This window comes from Streptococcus sp. V940, from assembly GCF_054353495.1.
This window is the reverse complement of the sequence record NZ_JBTHHZ010000002.1, coordinates 285,877-301,769: the sequence shown is the minus strand read 5'-3', so window position 1 is coordinate 301,769 and position 15,893 is coordinate 285,877. Positions and strand designations below refer to the sequence as shown.

Below are 15,893 nucleotides of genomic sequence, written 5' to 3'. Positions count from 1 at the left end.
TTCCTTTCCTTAGATAAGTCCTGAAATATCAAGAACTTCTGGTTGTTGTGCAGCGTGAGTGTGCTCAGCTCCAACGAATACTTTCAATTTCATACCTTGAGCGCGACCAAGAGTATTGTGTGGAAGCATACCTTTAACTGATTTCTCGATCAAACGAACTGCATTTTTAGAACGAAGTTCACCAGCAGAGATTTGTTTCAATCCACCTGGGTGGTTTGAGTGAGTGTAGTAGATCTTATCAGTTGCTTTTTTACCAGTCAATTTAACTTTTTCAGCATTGATAACGATTACGAAGTCACCTGTATCAGTGTGTGGTGTGAATGTTGGTTTGTTTTTTCCGCGAAGTACGCTAGCAACAACTGCTGAAAGGCGTCCAAGAGGTACATCAGTTGCGTCAACAACGTACCATTTGCGTTCTACTTGGCCTGGTTTAGCCATAAATGTAGTTTTGTTCATGATTTCTCCTATATGAATGTCGTTTTTGTTTACAGGGCGGATGTTCCGGTCCGCAAGTTATTTGAAAGGTTCCGGGGCCTTACAAATGGGGTAAACAATACCGCCTACTATTGTATCAAAATTCTCAGATAAAAGTCAAGCGGTTGGGAAAATATTTTTTATTTCTGCCAGATTTTCAATCGTCTTTCTGCCTTCTCCTGAGTGATGACTTGAAAAGCTTTCGAGAAGAGGAAAATAGCACAAGTCAAAAATAGAGTGACAATGATATAATTAGCCACAAGACCATGGTCTCCCACCAATGGTGGTTTTGTCATAAATCCGTAATCTCCACCCGTCACTAAATTGACCATAAAAATCAAACCATCGAGTAAAGAGGTCAGTATCAGAATACCTTTAAAATCTAACAGTCGAGCATCGTAGTGGTTTAAAAGATAAATCAAGGAATTTCCAAGAAGGGCTAGATGCCCGAAAATAAAGGACAGAATAACGATGTGCGGGAAAGAGTACGCGTCTGGGATTGGATAAACAAAGGATGCAATCGTTCCGAAGGTGCCCAATACAGCAAAATACTGCTTGGTTTTTGAAACACCTGGTAGCAATAGAACTACAAACATGGCTAATCGGCAATGATAGAAAGGCAAGCTTTCTGACAGCGGGAACTGGTTGATCCAATACCAACTGTAAAGCGCGATTAACTGTACTGTCTGTAAAATCTGGAAAAATCGTTGACAAATCTTATTATCACGATAGCGGTAAGCAAGATAAATTGTCAAAAACAGTAAGGCAAATGTGCTTGCGTACCAAGTAAATCCAAATTGGGGTGGCTCCGTCGGATGGGTGGTAAATAAAACATCCCAAACATTCATATAATTTTCCTCATCTTCATATAAGCAGGTCTCTTACTCATCTCTATAGAGCCTAGCTTACATTTATTTCTTATAATTTTGTGTAATCTTAATATAAAGTAAAACTTCTAATCGACATATTGTTCCCGCTCACCCTGATAGACCTGCCATAGAATATCCATTTGTTCCTTGGTTATTCTTTTTTCAGATAGGGGAGGGAGATTTGCAATATCAAAAAATCCTAATTCAGCAACTTCTTGATTTTCTTGAAATTGTCCATCTAATAACTGACAGTCAAAGACGAACTTGGCATACTGCTTGTTCTGAAGTTGAAAGCGGTTGGTATCAAAAACTGCCAATAAAGAGCCTACTTCTGCTGAAAATCCTGTTTCTTCCTGAACTTCTTTTCGGATATTTTCCTTGGGAGAATATCCTACCTCACCAAAGCCACCAGGTAATGCCCAAGTATCCTCTCCTTGCCCTCTAACCAGGCAAATCTTCTGGTCTTGAATAATCCAAGCCCTTACATCCATCAAGGGAGTTGCATAGCTACCTGTTGGTTTTAAGATCGCAGTCAATTCCTCTTGATTGAGCTCTGTTTGATCCTGCAAAACACTCCATAAAATCTGACGTAAATCCTCATAACGTTCACGATCAATTGGATCCTTTGTATAGGTCAACCCAGTATCGGTAATCGCTAACATTCTCTGCATAGCTTTGGCGAAATCAGTTGTGCTCATTTTCTAGACTTTCTACTAGCTTGGCTAGATTCATAGAGTTGGAACCTTTAAGTAGAATTTGGTCATTTGCACCAAGACTTTCCTTGACCTGCTTAACCATGGCTTCAAATTGGTCTTCCTCAGCTGTTTTCTTGAAGTAGTAAACATGACCGATTGGGAACATTTGACTGGCTAATTGAGCTAGGTCAGCGATATCTTCACCGTAGAAAATAACAGTATCAAGGACATCTGGTGACAGGCTCAAAATCATTTGATTATGGAGTTGAACAGACTGGTCTCCCAGTTCTTTCATATCCGCCAGAACTGCGATTTTCTTGCCAGCTTCATTAGCTGGGATAGCAGAGAAAGTTTCTAAAATCAACTTCATGGCTGTTGGGTTAGCATTGTAAACATCTGATAGGATATCTGCACCGTTGGATGCTTTTTTCCACTCGGTACGATTGCGGGTCAACTCTAGATTTTGGAAGGCTTGACCAATCTGCTCCTCAGTCACTCCTTCTTGAAGAGCTACATAAGAAGCGATCATGGCATTGGTCGCATTGTATTTACCTGTTACTGGCAAATCAAGGGATTTCTCCAAGAAATTAGCCTTGAAAGTCAAGCTATCCTTACGCTCAGTTAGTTCCGTAATTTCGAGTTCTGCACCTGGACCAAAGCGAACTACCTTTTGCTCAGTAGGTAGATAATCCTCTACAATAGGATCAGCTGGCGCCAAAAGCAAGCCACCTTTCTCCATCCCATCAGCAATCTGTAATTTCCCTTTGGCAATCTCAGAACGGTCTTTAAAGAAAGCCAAATGAGCTTCTCCGACCAGAGTCACAATAGCTGTTTTTGGATGAGCCAATTCAGACAAGAGATGGATGTCTCCTAGGTGATCCTGACCCATCTCCAAGACCAATTTCTCAGTGTCATCCGGCATATGGAGAACTGTATAAGGCAATCCAATCTCGTTATTGTAATTTCCTTGCGTTTTGTAGGTTTTGTAGCTTGTAGAAAGCAGATGAGCCAACATATCCTTGGTCGTTGTCTTACCGTTCGAACCTGTAACAGCAAAGACATCTACTCCTGTCTTTTGAAGGTAATAAGCTGCAAGAGCTTGAAAGGCTGTCAAAACATCCTCTACTAAAATGTAAGGATGATCTGCTACTTCCTTCTCTGACAAGGTTACAGCAGCACCGTTTTCAAAAGCCGTCTCGATAAAGTCATGACCATCACGCGCCCCCTTGAGTGGCACAAATAGATCACCAGGTCCAATCAAACGACTATCAAACTCAGCCTTGACTAGCGCGCTATCCGCATAGCTTGTCACATCATTTTTTGCACCAACAAGACGCGCGACTTCGTGAATGGTAAGTTTCATGTTTACTCCTTTAAAAATGGGCAAGGAGTCTTGCCCCGCCCTTATAGCTATCTTTACAATAGGTGTGCTTCACGCTTGTTAAAGCTTTCCTTAGCAAGCTCAACCAAACGCTCGATTAGTTCTGGATAGCTAATCCCCATATTGTCCCAGAGCAATGGATACATAGACCATTGGGTAAATCCTGGCATGGTGTTGAGCTCATTTAGGAAAACTTCTCCCTTATCTGTATAGAAGAAATCACAACGTGAGAGACCAAGCCCGCCAATAGCACGGAAGGCAGCTTCTGCATTTTTACGCATGACTGCTACTACATCATCACTAATCTTGGCTGGAATATCCATAGTAATCTTGTTATCAATGTATTTTGCTTCGTAGTCATAGAAGGCTACGTCCTTGACAACTTCACCAGGTAGAGTGCTCTTGACATCATAGTTTCCTAAAAGCCCAACTTCGATTTCACGCGCATTGACGCCTTGCTCTACCAAGACACGGCTATCATATTTAAAGGCGAGTTCGAGAGCTTGATGGAGCTCCTCTTTATTTTCAGACTTAGAAATACCAACACTAGAACCCATATTAGATGGTTTGGTAAAGACTGGATAAGTTAATTTTTCTTCAACTTCTGCGATTTTAGAAGCTATGTCATCTCCTTCAACAATAGCTACGTAAGGGACTTGGGCAATGCCAGCAGATTCCAAGACACGTTTAGTCGTGATTTTGTCCATAGCAAGGCTTGAAGACAAGATGTTGCAACCGACATAAGGCATTTTCAAGACTTCTAGGAAACCTTGAACGGAACCGTCTTCTCCCATAGGTCCATGAAGAACTGGAAAAACAACTGCGCCTTCTTCGTAGATAGCACTTGGAGCAATTTTCTTGTCCCAATCAATCCTTTCATTGGTCATGAGACGTTCATCTTGGCCAGGAGTTTGGGTAAATTCTTGGGTTTTGATGAAATCACCAGACTGGCTGATAAAGAAAGTTTTGACTGCAAAATGGTCATAGTTAACCGCACGCATGACACTCTCAGCTGACAATACAGACACTTCACGCTCTGCACTGCGTCCACCATATAATAGAATAATTGTTTGTTTCATATAATTGTCCTATTTCTACTAGAATACTCGCTTTTTAGTATATCACATTTGTTTATTTTTTTAAACTTGAATAGCACAAAAGAGACTGAATTAAAAATAAATCCAGTCTCTTGATTTCTTAAAGTCTTATCTGCTAACTAATTGCCTGTTCTATATCCTTACAGACTAAAGTTCTGTACGATTTTCAATAGCTCTTAGGAGCGTTACTTCGTCCGCATATTCGATATCAGCTCCTACTGCTAGACCTCGTGCTAGACGAGTAACCTTAATCCCTGCAGGTTTAAGTAGTCTAGAGATATACATGGAGGTCGCCTCACCATCTGCTGTTGCATTGGTGGCCACGATAACCTCTGAAACTTCGCTATCCATGAGGCGAGTCATGAGACTTTTGAGGTTGATGTCATCTGGGCTAATTCCATTCATAGGGGAAATCAAACCGTGTAAAACATGGTAAAGTCCGTGGTATTCTTGGATGTTTTCCATGGCAGCGACATCACGACTATCCTCCAGAACCAGAATCGTAGACTGGTCACGGCTAGGATCGGTACAGATAGAACAAGGATCATCATCTGTCAAACGCCCACAAATAGAGCAATAGGTCAATTCTCGCTTGGCTGCCAGGAGATTTTTTGCAAATTCATTGACGTCATCATCCGACATCCCAATGGTATAAAAGGCCAGTCGGGTTGCTGTCTTAATCCCGATACCCGGAAGTTTAGAATAACTGTCAATCAGCTTAGCTATAGGTGTTGGGTAAAGCATGGCTTCCTTTCTAGTTCATTGGATGGTATTGGTTGTATAGATTGATAATATCGCGAGCAATCGAAGGTCCGACACCGTTAGTTAGGTTGGTGTTATGCGGGAATACTACCGCAACCGCAATCTGCGGATTATCTGTCGGTGCATAGGCCACGGCGTTGGTATTGTCGGCATTTTGGCCGCCGTTCACGTAACTTTCGGCTGTACCGGTTTTTCCGCTGATAGAGACTGCTGCACCATTTGAAAAGGCACGACCTGTCGTGAGAGCACTTGTCCCGTGCGATACTTGGTAAAAGCCTTGTTGCAAGATAGACATGTCAGACTCAGAAATATTAATCTTATTCATTTCTGTGCTGTCCGTTTGCTTAATAAGTTCTCCTAGACCACCTTGTTCATTGTTGTCGTAGACTCCTTCCACGATATGAGGAGCTAAGCGAACACCATTATTAGCAATAGTTGCTACGTACTGAGCCAACTGCATCGGTGTGTAGTTGTCGAACTGTCCAAAGGCATTATTTAGATAGTTGGCCAAATCATAGTCTTTAGGGATAAAGCCTGTTGACTCATCTGGCAAATCGATTCCTGTAGACACACCCAAACCATATTCACCAAAGGTTGAACGGAGTTTCCCCATAGCAGACTCAAGATTGTTGGTTCCTACTGTCATATTTGGCTGATAAGTTTGCCCCATGATTCCAAGAGCAGTTTGGACCATGTAAGTATTGGATGAATACTCCAAGGCCTCAACGGCTGTAATCGGAAAAGAACCGTAATAAGGGGTATACCAGGAATTGATAGGGGCAGAACCTTGGAAGACGATTGGTTGATCTGTCAAGGTTTGATTTCCTGACAAGACCCCATTTTCCCAACCTGAACTGATGGTTGCAGCCTTAACGACAGATCCTGGAACAAAGACATTGGTGACAGTTCCGAGTGAGTCTGTGGTCAGTTCTCCAGTCTCTACATTGTGCTTCATTCCTGACATGGCTAACACAGCACCTGTCTTAGGATTGAGGGCTACTGCATAGACACCTTCTGAATATCTGGCTCCACCATTGGCAAGTTCTGAGTTGAAATAACTCTTCAAGAGACTGTCTACGCTATCTTGGAAGGCTAAATCAATGGTCAATTTGATATTTTTACCCTTGCTTCCTTCTTCGATATTTTCTACACTCTCCATGTCTCCGTGCTTGTCCAAATGGATTTCCTTGACAGTACGTTTTCCTTGCAAGACTTCTTCGTATTGCTTTTCAAGATAGGAAGTCCCAACACGGTCATTGAGCGAGTAGCCTTTTTTCAAATAAGCGTCTACTTCTTCTGCTGGAAGACCAGATTTTTCACTAGAAACACTTCCAACTATAGATGAAAGAGAAGTTTCTAAGACTTTTCGGTCCCATGAAGTAGAGATGGAAATACCTGGCAATTCCTTAGATGCAGAAGCAATCACAGCTACCTGTGTATCGCTCAAAGGATCGGTTTGAATATTTCCTGTCGCAAAATTTTCTACTGCATTGAGCTGACTAAAGATATAAATTGCCTTCTTTTCATCCTCTGAGTAGTCTAATTGACTGGAAGTAATACTCTCAGCAGCGTTGTTATAGAGTTCAGATTCGGAAAGTTGATTGCCATCTGAATCATATCGTTTATCTTTTGGAAGAGCTTCAACTGTCTTCTTATAAACTTCAGCATCAGCCAAGTAGTAATCAGCCATTTGACGGTCCGTCAACTCTGGAGAGGTGACTGTGACATAGGTCAACAATTTTTTAGAAATATCCTTCAAATCAGCCGCAGTCATCTTGTTGCTTCGTGTAAAGGAAACAACTTGTTTAACGGTATTTTGGACTAAAGGTTTTCCTGTTGCGTCATAAATTTCTCCACGAGCGGAACCCATGGTTACTCGAGTTTGGCTAGCAGAAGCGAGTTTGTTTTCATAAAAATCCTTATGAAGAACTTGCATATAAAGCAAACGACCAATAATTGCTAAAAAGAGCAAAATGACGATTGCAAATAACAAATTAAGCCGTGTCGGTATCGAGTGGCTATTGAATTTTCTCATACAAATCAGTCTCATTTCTATAAAATTACACTCTTCATTGTACCATAATTTAGGTAGAAAATTATGGAAAAAGAAAAGACTTTTCCTTTTTGGTCCAAAAATTATTTTCTATGATATAATGGAGGTAAGCGCTATTTTATTTGTTAGATTTGTCAAAGTAATTTTGGCAAATAGCTATAAAAGGAGTTCCATGAATAAGCAAGATATCTCTACGATTATCGACCTTCACTTTGAAGAGATGACCGATTTAGAGCAAGAAATTGCCCGCTATTTTCTGCAGGCAGATACCATAAATGATGATTTATCCTCTCAACAAGTCACGCAAAAACTTCATATTTCCCAGGCGGCGCTCACTCGTTTTGCCAAGAAGTGTGGTTTTAAGGGCTATCGAGAATTCATCTTCAAATATCAACAACAAAAAGACACTCTTTCTGCTCCTCAACAGGATATGAATCCTTTGACTCAACGAGTTCTCAGAAGTTATGCAAATGTGCGAGAAATTTCTCAAGGATTGATTGACGATGAGCAATTGGAACGTGTAGCTCAGATGATTGAGCAATCAGAACGCGTGTATTTTTTCGGAACTGGGAGTTCTGGTCTAGTCGCACGTGAGATGAAGCTACGTTTTATGAGATTGGGTGTCGTCTGTGAAGCCTTAACAGATCCAGATGGTTTTGCCTGGACAACTAGTATCATTGATGAAAAATGTCTGGTCTTTGGTTTTTCCCTCTCAGGAACAACACCGTCCATCATCGATAGTTTATTAGATGCCCAGGATATGGGAGCTAAGACAGTTCTATTTACAAGTTCACCGAATAAGGATACTCAAGCATTTACAGAAACTGTTTTGGTCGCAAGCCAAAACCAAGCATCTTATATTCAACGAATTTCTGCTCAGATTCCAATGCTGATTATCATTGATTTACTCTACGCTTATTTCCTAGAGATCGATCGCGAAAGTAAAGAAAAAATCTTTAATAGCTATTGGGAGAATAATAGACTGAATGGTTATCGTAGAAACACAAGACATAGAAAACCCTGAAATTGAAAACCATTCAGGGTTTTCTGTTTGGAATAACTTTATCAACAAAAGGGAGTCCACTATGGGACTCCCTTTTTTAGTGTTTTAAAACACTTTCTTTGATTTAGTCTCTGCTAATCCTTCATCTCTTTTTTGAAGAAGAATAGCATCATTCCTGAAACAAGAGTGAGGGCAGGCAAGAGAGCTGAACTTACTTCTTCTCCTGTTGCCGGTAACTGTTTGCTTGTAGAATCTGCTACAGTTCCCTTGGCCTCTGCTAAAGGCTTATCTTCTCCCATAGGTTGTGGAGCAGGAGTTTCTACATTTGCTGGTGCACTTGGTTGAGCTGCATCCTTGTACACTACCGCATAGACACCTAGGTGTGGAGCTACAAATTCAAGTGCTGAACCTTTCTGTTCAAACTTCACTTCCTGCAATTCTCGATTTGCATTCATGGCATAGACATTGGCTACATCTGACGCCACAGTGACTTGAACAAGGGCTGCACCTTTCAATTGAACAAGTTCGCCTTTCTCATTCTTCAATTGAATTTGATAAGCATCGAAACGGCGACCTTCCAAGACCTGATCAGCAACCTTATCGACCTCTAGAACAGAACCACCATTGAGATCCCCTTCTCGAGCAATCAGTTTCAAGTTTGTTGATGAATCTTTCAAGACCTTCAATTTGCTATCAGTTGATGGACTTTCTTCCTTAGTTCCAACTTCGACGATGCGATCTTGGGCTTCCTCACGTTCAACCTTAACAACCTTACGGTTGTCACCATCGACTTCTACATAAGTCGTTACTTGTCCGTCTTTTCCTTCAGAAACAACTTGTTCCTTACCTTTAGCTAAATCAGCATTCTCACGGCGAACAGTCTTGAAGGCGATTGGTTCTTTCTCTACTTTTAGATTTGGTAGGTTAAAGTCCAGATTCATAACGCCTTCTGTCGGCATAGCAGTTCCTTCTTGAGTACCTACTTCAACGATGCGGTCTTGAGCTTCCTCACGTTCAACCTTAACAACCTTACGATCGCTGCCGTCAACTTCTACATAAGTCGTTACTTGTCCGTCTTTTCCTTCAGAAACGACTTGTTCCTTACCTTTAGCTAAGAGAGAATTTTCACGACGAATAGTCTTGAAGGCAATCGGATCTGTCGTTACTTCAAGGCTTGGTTGAGTTACACTCAATTCTTTAACACCTTCAGCTGGAAGATTTGAATGTTTCACTTCCTCTTCTGGCTTACTTGGTTCCTCTGGCTGTGCTGGTTCTTCTGGTTTGCTTGGCTCTTCTGGTTTGCTTGGCTCTTCTGGTTTACTTGGCTCCTCTGGTCTTGCAGGCTCTTCTGGTTTACTTGGCTCTTCTGGAGCTGGTTCCTCTTTTGGTGTCGCCTGAAGATTGTTGATAGATGTCAGAGCGTCTTGCAAGGCCTTATCTACTGCATCCTGAGTTTTGGCTTCTTCAATAGCAGCTAAGGCTTGTTCTGCTAGTTCAACTAGTTTCTTCTTAGCTTCCTTGTCATCACCCAACTCAGCTGTTTTACTTTTAATGGCTTCGGACAAGCTTGCCATAGCTTTATCGTAGTCAAGCTTAGGCTCTACTGGTTTGCTTGGTACCTCTGGCTGTTTTGGTTCCTCTGGCTTGCTTGGCTCCTCTGGTTTTGCTGGCTCCTCTGGTTTTGCTGGTTCCTCTGGTTTTGCTGGTTCTTCTGGAGCTGGCTCCTCTTTTGGAGTTGCTTGAAGTTTATTGATGGATACCAAAGCGTCTTGCAAGGCTTTTTCAACAGCATCTTGAGTCTTAGCTTCTTGGATAGCCGCAAGAGCTTGTTCTCCAAGTTCAACGAGTTTTTCCTGAGCAGCTACATCATCAGCAAGTTCTGTTGATTTTTTCTCGATAGCTTCAGTCAAATCTGCAATCGCCTTCTGGTAGTCAACTTTAGACTCTTCTGGTTTTGATGGTTCCTCTGGCTGTGCTGGTTTCTCTGGTTGTGCTGGTTCTTCTGGAGACGGCTCCTCTTTCGGAGTCGCCTGAAGACTGTTGATAGATGCCAAAGCTGCTTGCAAGGCCTTATCTACTGCATCCTGAGTCTTAGCTTCTTGTATAGCTGTCAAAGCTTGCTCTGTTAATGCTACTAGCTTCTTCTTAGCTTCCTTATCATCACCAAGCTCGGCTGTCTTTCTTTCAAGAGCTTCTGTCAGACTTGCCATAGCCTTATCGTAGTTTGGTTCCTCTGGTTTTGCAGGTTCTTCTGGAGCTGGCTCCTCTTTCGGAGTTGCTTGAAGACTATTGATAGATGCCAAAGCTGTTTGCAATGCCTTATCTACTGCATCCTGAGTCTTAGCTTCTTGGATGGCTGTCAAGGCTTGCTCTGTTAATGCAACTAACTTCTTCTTAGCTTCCTTGTCATCACCGAGTTCAGCTGTTTTTCTTTCAATCGCTTCTGTCAGACTTGCCATAGCCTTGTCATAGTTTGGTTCTTCTGGTTCTTCTGGCTGTTCTGGTGTTGGCGTATCATCTGTGCCATAATTTTCTTCCTTGTCAAGGATCGTTTGCAAGGCTGTTACTGTTTTTAGAACTTCTTGTGCATTTGCTTCACTTGCCGAAAGTTGCTCAGATAATTTATCCAAGTTTGACTTAAAGGCTTGACGTGCCTCTGGAGTATTCTTCAAGCTTGTCTGGTCAAACTTAACCAACTCATCCTTCCAGTTCTTCATGGCTTGGATTAACTCTGCTTTGGTATAAAGAGCACTACCTTCACCATGAGTGATGAACTGGTCAACTTGGATACCAATATTTCTCGTAGTATCGTTACGTTTTGGATCCAATTGCAAGGTTACAGCATGCCATCCTTCTTCGAGTCCAGTCAAACGAACAAGAGTCTGACCACCTTGACGAGTAGTGGCTGTACCACTGAAGTACTTCTTACCGTTGTACTCAGAAGCATTACCTAGGCCATCTTGATACTCGACTTTTCTACCGTCTAACGTTACTTTGTAGATACCATGTCCTGGATCCACATATCCTTTGATCTCAAGACCTGTTCCGTAGAAGTAGGCTGTTACGCTGGCATTTTTCTTCTGTTCTTCTGTCAAACGTCCAAATGACGCCCATGATTCTGTATTTTGGTATTTATCAGCTGAGTTCGTTTCATGGTTCCAACCTGGACTATAGTCAAGCTGAGATGCCTGATCGTCATAGCTTGTTTGGTCTTTTAGGAGCAATTCTGCCTTCATCACTCGAATAGTAGCTTCTGAAGCAAATCCAAGAAGGGCATTGTCAGAAACGCTAGTCATTTTCACTTTGAAGTCAAAGATTGAATCAGCTTGCTCTGTAAAGTCGATCGTTGGAATCGTGATTGTTTTCTCAGTTTCACCGTCTTGGAAAGTCAAGTCAGCAGTTGTATCCTTATAAACTTTACCGTGAACCCCTGTTCCTGGTTCAGTCACGACATGGACTGTTGCTGTTCCTTTGCTACCACCAACACGTTTAATGGTTACAGTAACCGGTTGGCCTTTTTGAACTTCATAGGTCGTTTCTTTCATCTCAAACATACCCTTGCCGGCATTGTTGAGCGTGTAGATACCTTCCGTTGCAATAGCTTTACCAGTCTTGTTGACGAGTTTGATGGTATGTTCACCTGGAGCCAAGTCTTCAGTTTCATAAACCATCTGGCTACGTTTACGAGCTACATTATTGGTTTGTACGTCTGCAACCTTTTGACCATCCACGTAAACGGACATTTCACCGTGGTTTGGATCCACTGTAGATACGACATATGCTTTTGTTCCAGTGAAACGGTAGGTTACACTAGCATCTTTTTGGTTAGTCCACATAGATGTTCCGCGGACGCCTTCAGATTCATCATACCAAGTTGTATTCTCTTTATCAGCAGTTGTATTTGAATGGTAGTCCAATCCTAGAGGGTAACCATCTGTCTTCTCGATACTGCTTGGCGTCTTATAAACAGAGAAGTTTGTCAAAATTGGAGTCGCTTGCGCACCAGTAATGGTTACACGAATCTTTTGTGCTTCTACTGGTTGACCTTGGATAAGGCGACGATAACCAACAGTTGACCCTTCACCGTATGGTACCCAACGGCCATTGAGTTCAACTTCAACCTTGAATCCAGAGATACGCTGACCTTTAGCGATATCTTCTTTGAGTTCAATCACGTCAAAACGTCTCTTTTGACCAAGATCGACTGTAAATTCACCTGTCTTAGCATCATTTGCTAGTGCCCAGCTAGTATCATCCTTACCATCTGTCAAGTGACTTGCTTGATACAAATGATTCTTACGAGTAGAGCTTGCAGTTACAGTTGCACCCTTAGCAAAGTCAGTCGCATACATTTGATCCAAGGTTGCTCGGAATTCTTGCAAGCGAGCGACATCTGCATCTGCGAATCTACCTTCTTTATTAGGTGGAATATTGAGGAGGAGTGGCGTTCCACGACCAACAGACTTGAAGTAGATATCCATCAAATCTTTGATTGATTTTGGTTGTTGATTGTCATGGTAGAACCAACCTGAACGGATAGAAACGTCTGCTTCACCAACTGAGTACATATCTCCTTCTGGATCTCCATGGTTGAGATACTCATTCTTCACATCGTCAGTGATTTTAGCTTTCTTGACCTTATGCCAAACTGGATCTCCGGCGATACCACGTTCATTACCGATCCAACGGACACTTGTTGGTTGAGCAGAGAAGATAGCGATATCTCCTTCAGCTTCCTTGATGTACTTGAACCATTCGTCAAAGGTGTAAGTTACTTTTTGAGCTCCACTACCACGCGCACCGTCCATCCATACTTCGATAAACTTACCATTGTTTCCGTATTTAGGATTGCCAAGGATTTCCTTGAGTTGGTTGAGGTAGTATTCGTTGTACTCTTTCTCAGTTGCAACATGATATTTAGGATGGTTGGCATCCCATGGTGATAAGTAAACACCCATATTCATGTCATACTTAGTCGCTGATTTAGAGATTTCTTCGAGAAGGTCACCCTTACCATCTTTCCACGGACTAGCAGCGACCGTATGGTCTGTATATTTAGATGGATAAATCACAAATCCGTCATGGTGTTTTACAACCATGATTGTTCGTTTGAATCCAGCATCCTTCAAAGTCTTAATCCACTGGTCTGTATCAAGGTTAGTTGGATTGAAGTACTGAGGATTTTCTCTACCGTTCCCCCACTCAGAGTTGGTATAAGTATTCATACCATAGTGGATGAAGGCAGCCAATTCTTCCTTATGGTAGTCCAATTGAGCCTTGCTTGGAAGTGGACCGTAAGCAGCAATTTCTGTTTCTTCATCTTTTGGATCAACCACTGGAGTTACAGGAGTTGCTGGTTTTGGATCTTCAATCTTTTCGTATTCAAAAATAACTTCATTCACCCCTTTATGCTTGATAGTTGCTTCTTGACTTGCATTTACTGCTCGATAGCCAGCAATTTCTTTAGCTTGGAATTTATGAACAAAGGAAACATCGTATTCTTTACCTTCGTTATTGTCCACATCTGCAGTTGTCAACTCTTTATCAGAGTCTTTTAAGCGATAGTGAACCTCAAAGGAACCTTTGTTCACTTTATAAACCACCTTGATGACGCGAGTTCCTGCAGGAGCCTTGCTCACAACACTATAATCATCTTCCCAAGCGTCTTTCAATTGTTTATTGACAGCTTTGCCATCAATCGATACAATCTCATATTTTTCTTTATTCTTCTTGAAGAAGTCAGTCTTTTCAATTTCTGTTTTATAGTTATAGTTGAATTGAGCACCAACTTCTGCCTTATCTACAAAGGTATCGTTTTCTTTGACTGGGTTATCATTTTGGTCCACATGCTCAATAACTACACGGCCATAGTCAACGCCTTCAAGGAGAGTTGCTACACCACTTTCATCGAATGAATATTTGTTTTCACCGATAACTGCTGTCTTATTTCTTAACATTTCTCCCTCTGGAGTAAAGTAATAACGATTGCCGTTATCGCCTTGATACCAGCCTTTAACACCGTATTTATCAATGATGCCTTTAGCCCATGCTAATTGTTCTGGAGAGAGGACAAGCCCTCCTCCAAAGCGATCTTTTTCAGCAATGTTCGCATTATCAACAGTACCACGTTGGTGGATCCCAATGACCTTACCATCACCGTTAATAATTCCACCACCAGAAAGACCAGAAACAGAAGTCAAACGATAGGTAACACCTACTGTTCCCTTATCATCATACTTTTCAGTATCTCTAACGACACCGTCTGCCTTATACAATTGACCTGGCACAATCGGCTCCTTCAATTCTGGAGAAGTTGAATCTGTAGGATAGCCAATTGTGCTCACAGGTTCTCCAGCTTTGTATTCCCGATGCTCTGCTAACGGAGTAAAGGTTGCTGCCTTATTGGGACTTGCAATCTGTACTGGAACTGGAGCTACGACCAAGGCTAGGTCATTTTTGTACCCTTCGCCAAACTTTTCTTTATTCCAGAAATGAATATCCTTTTCTTGGAACAAAACAGTTTTTCCTGAAGTTGGCAATGATCTTTCTTTTGGAGTATTAGAACCAACATTGTAGTAGAACTTAGCAGTATCACCACCTAAGATATTCCCAGCATTGGTTTCGGCATCCTTCTTCAAGAAATTGTGAGCGGCTGTCAGCATGATATTTGGTGCCACAAAGATACCTGAACCTGAATTGAGGTAACGCTGAGTTCCACCGTCCGCTAGAGGTGAACTGTAGATTGTGTAAATCATGGTAGCCGATGTAGCTGGTTGCCCCTCATAATTGATATGCTTAAGGTCTTGGCCACCATTGATAATAGCTCTATTTTCTTTTTCGCCTTCAGTTGTACTTGATTCTTCAGCTTTTAAAATACTTTTAGTTTCAACTTTAGGGCTATCTTTTTCTGATACAATGGCTGAAGTGTCAAGTTTCTTCACTGGTGTATCAGGATAGGCACGGTCAGGAATTTCTACTGGAAGTAAATCTCCAGCCTCTTCAGTAGTTTTAGTTTCTTCTGTTACTTTTTCTGTAGCAGGAGCTGCTTGTTCAGCAACTTCTTCTTTTACAGGACTCACTACTTCTTTAGTTTCCTTAACTTCTTTAGTTTCCTTAACTGCTTCAGATTTTTCTTTATCGACATCGATTACTGCTTTGGCTTGACCTTCTACTTCCAGTTTTGGCTCTGTCACAACTTCGTTAGCGGCAACATTTCCAGATGCAAAAAAAGCTAGTCCAACTGCCACAGAGGCTACACCAACCGTTAGTTTACGAATACTGAATATACGACTTCTTTCAAAAAAATACTGTTTCATCAAATTCTCCTAATGAACAAAAGCAGTCAGCTACTGCAAGAGCCCAGTTTCTGCTGGCGACAATTTTATTTCTCAGTGCTACTTTAAAACTCTTCTTCCTCCCGCTCTTATCTTCTGTTTAGATTCATTTTTAGAAATCGCTTACATTTTTTCTGAATAAAAAAATGACTTGATTTTACAACCGCTTTTTCGAGATTTCTCAGTATAATAAATATACTATATTATCCCAAGAAATGCAAGGGC

9 protein-coding genes are annotated in these 15,893 nt (G+C 41.6%); 1 reads left to right on the top strand and 8 read right to left on the bottom strand.

The window, feature by feature from the left end:
- Nucleotides 1–9 precede the first annotated feature (9 nt).
- The 7 genes from rplM to pbp2b all read right to left on the bottom strand — a co-directional run bounded on the left by rplM (nt 10) and on the right by pbp2b (nt 7,328).
- A complete protein-coding gene (rplM, locus tag ACXYSM_RS07330; RefSeq protein ID WP_001044624.1) occupies nt 10–456 on the bottom strand; it encodes a 50S ribosomal protein L13 in 447 nt (148 codons plus the stop codon).
- Nucleotides 457–614: 158 nt separating this feature from the next.
- Nucleotides 615–1,322 (bottom strand): YwaF family protein, encoded by a 708-nt coding sequence (locus ACXYSM_RS07325; RefSeq protein WP_458634891.1) that lies wholly within the window; start codon nt 1,320–1,322, stop codon nt 615–617.
- Between the two features lie 107 nt (nt 1,323–1,429).
- A complete protein-coding gene (locus tag ACXYSM_RS07320) occupies nt 1,430–2,041 on the bottom strand; it encodes an NUDIX hydrolase (protein ID WP_458634890.1) in 612 nt (203 codons plus the stop codon).
- Nucleotides 2,028–3,401: a UDP-N-acetylmuramoyl-tripeptide--D-alanyl-D-alanine ligase gene (locus ACXYSM_RS07315; protein WP_458634889.1), complete on the bottom strand. Its 1,374-nt coding sequence runs from the start codon at nt 3,399–3,401 to the stop codon at nt 2,028–2,030. Before ACXYSM_RS07315 ends, ACXYSM_RS07320 begins: the two co-directional genes overlap by 14 nt.
- A 53-nt stretch (nt 3,402–3,454) precedes the next feature.
- Nucleotides 3,455–4,498 (bottom strand): D-alanine--D-alanine ligase, encoded by a 1,044-nt coding sequence (locus ACXYSM_RS07310; protein WP_458634888.1) that lies wholly within the window; start codon nt 4,496–4,498, stop codon nt 3,455–3,457.
- A 165-nt stretch (nt 4,499–4,663) separates the two neighbouring features.
- Complete coding sequence (recR, locus tag ACXYSM_RS07305; protein ID WP_000966747.1) at nt 4,664–5,260, bottom strand: recombination mediator RecR; 597 nt, start codon at nt 5,258–5,260, stop codon at nt 4,664–4,666.
- A gap of 10 nt (nt 5,261–5,270) precedes the next feature.
- Entirely contained in the window at nt 5,271–7,328 is a 2,058-nt protein-coding gene (gene pbp2b, locus ACXYSM_RS07300; RefSeq protein ID WP_458634887.1) for a penicillin-binding protein PBP2B, read from the bottom strand.
- Nucleotides 7,329–7,503: 175 nt separating this feature from the next.
- Between pbp2b and ACXYSM_RS07295 the strand changes: the two genes are divergently transcribed.
- Entirely contained in the window at nt 7,504–8,355 is an 852-nt protein-coding gene (locus tag ACXYSM_RS07295; RefSeq protein ID WP_314944969.1) for a MurR/RpiR family transcriptional regulator, read from the top strand.
- 113 nt (nt 8,356–8,468) lie between these two features.
- Here ACXYSM_RS07295 and ACXYSM_RS07290 read toward each other — a convergent pair whose 3' ends face one another.
- On the bottom strand, nt 8,469–15,650 hold the full coding sequence (locus ACXYSM_RS07290; RefSeq protein ID WP_458634886.1) for an alpha-L-fucosidase: 7,182 nt from the start codon (nt 15,648–15,650) through the stop codon (nt 8,469–8,471).
- Nucleotides 15,651–15,893: the final 243 nt, after the last annotated feature.

Coding starts and splice junctions, on each gene's coding strand:
- rplM (WP_001044624.1), bottom strand. CDS start 456: ATGAACAAAACTACATTTATGGCTAAACCAGGCCAAGTAGAACGCAAA.
- ACXYSM_RS07325 (WP_458634891.1), bottom strand. CDS start 1,322: ATGAATGTTTGGGATGTTTTATTTACCACCCATCCGACGGAGCCACCC.
- ACXYSM_RS07320 (WP_458634890.1), bottom strand. CDS start 2,041: ATGAGCACAACTGATTTCGCCAAAGCTATGCAGAGAATGTTAGCGATT.
- ACXYSM_RS07315 (WP_458634889.1), bottom strand. CDS start 3,401: ATGAAACTTACCATTCACGAAGTCGCGCGTCTTGTTGGTGCAAAAAAT.
- ACXYSM_RS07310 (WP_458634888.1), bottom strand. CDS start 4,498: ATGAAACAAACAATTATTCTATTATATGGTGGACGCAGTGCAGAGCGT.
- recR (WP_000966747.1), bottom strand. CDS start 5,260: ATGCTTTACCCAACACCTATAGCTAAGCTGATTGACAGTTATTCTAAA.
- pbp2b (WP_458634887.1), bottom strand. CDS start 7,328: ATGAGACTGATTTGTATGAGAAAATTCAATAGCCACTCGATACCGACA.
- ACXYSM_RS07295 (WP_314944969.1), top strand. CDS start 7,504: ATGAATAAGCAAGATATCTCTACGATTATCGACCTTCACTTTGAAGAG.
- ACXYSM_RS07290 (WP_458634886.1), bottom strand. CDS start 15,650: ATGAAACAGTATTTTTTTGAAAGAAGTCGTATATTCAGTATTCGTAAA.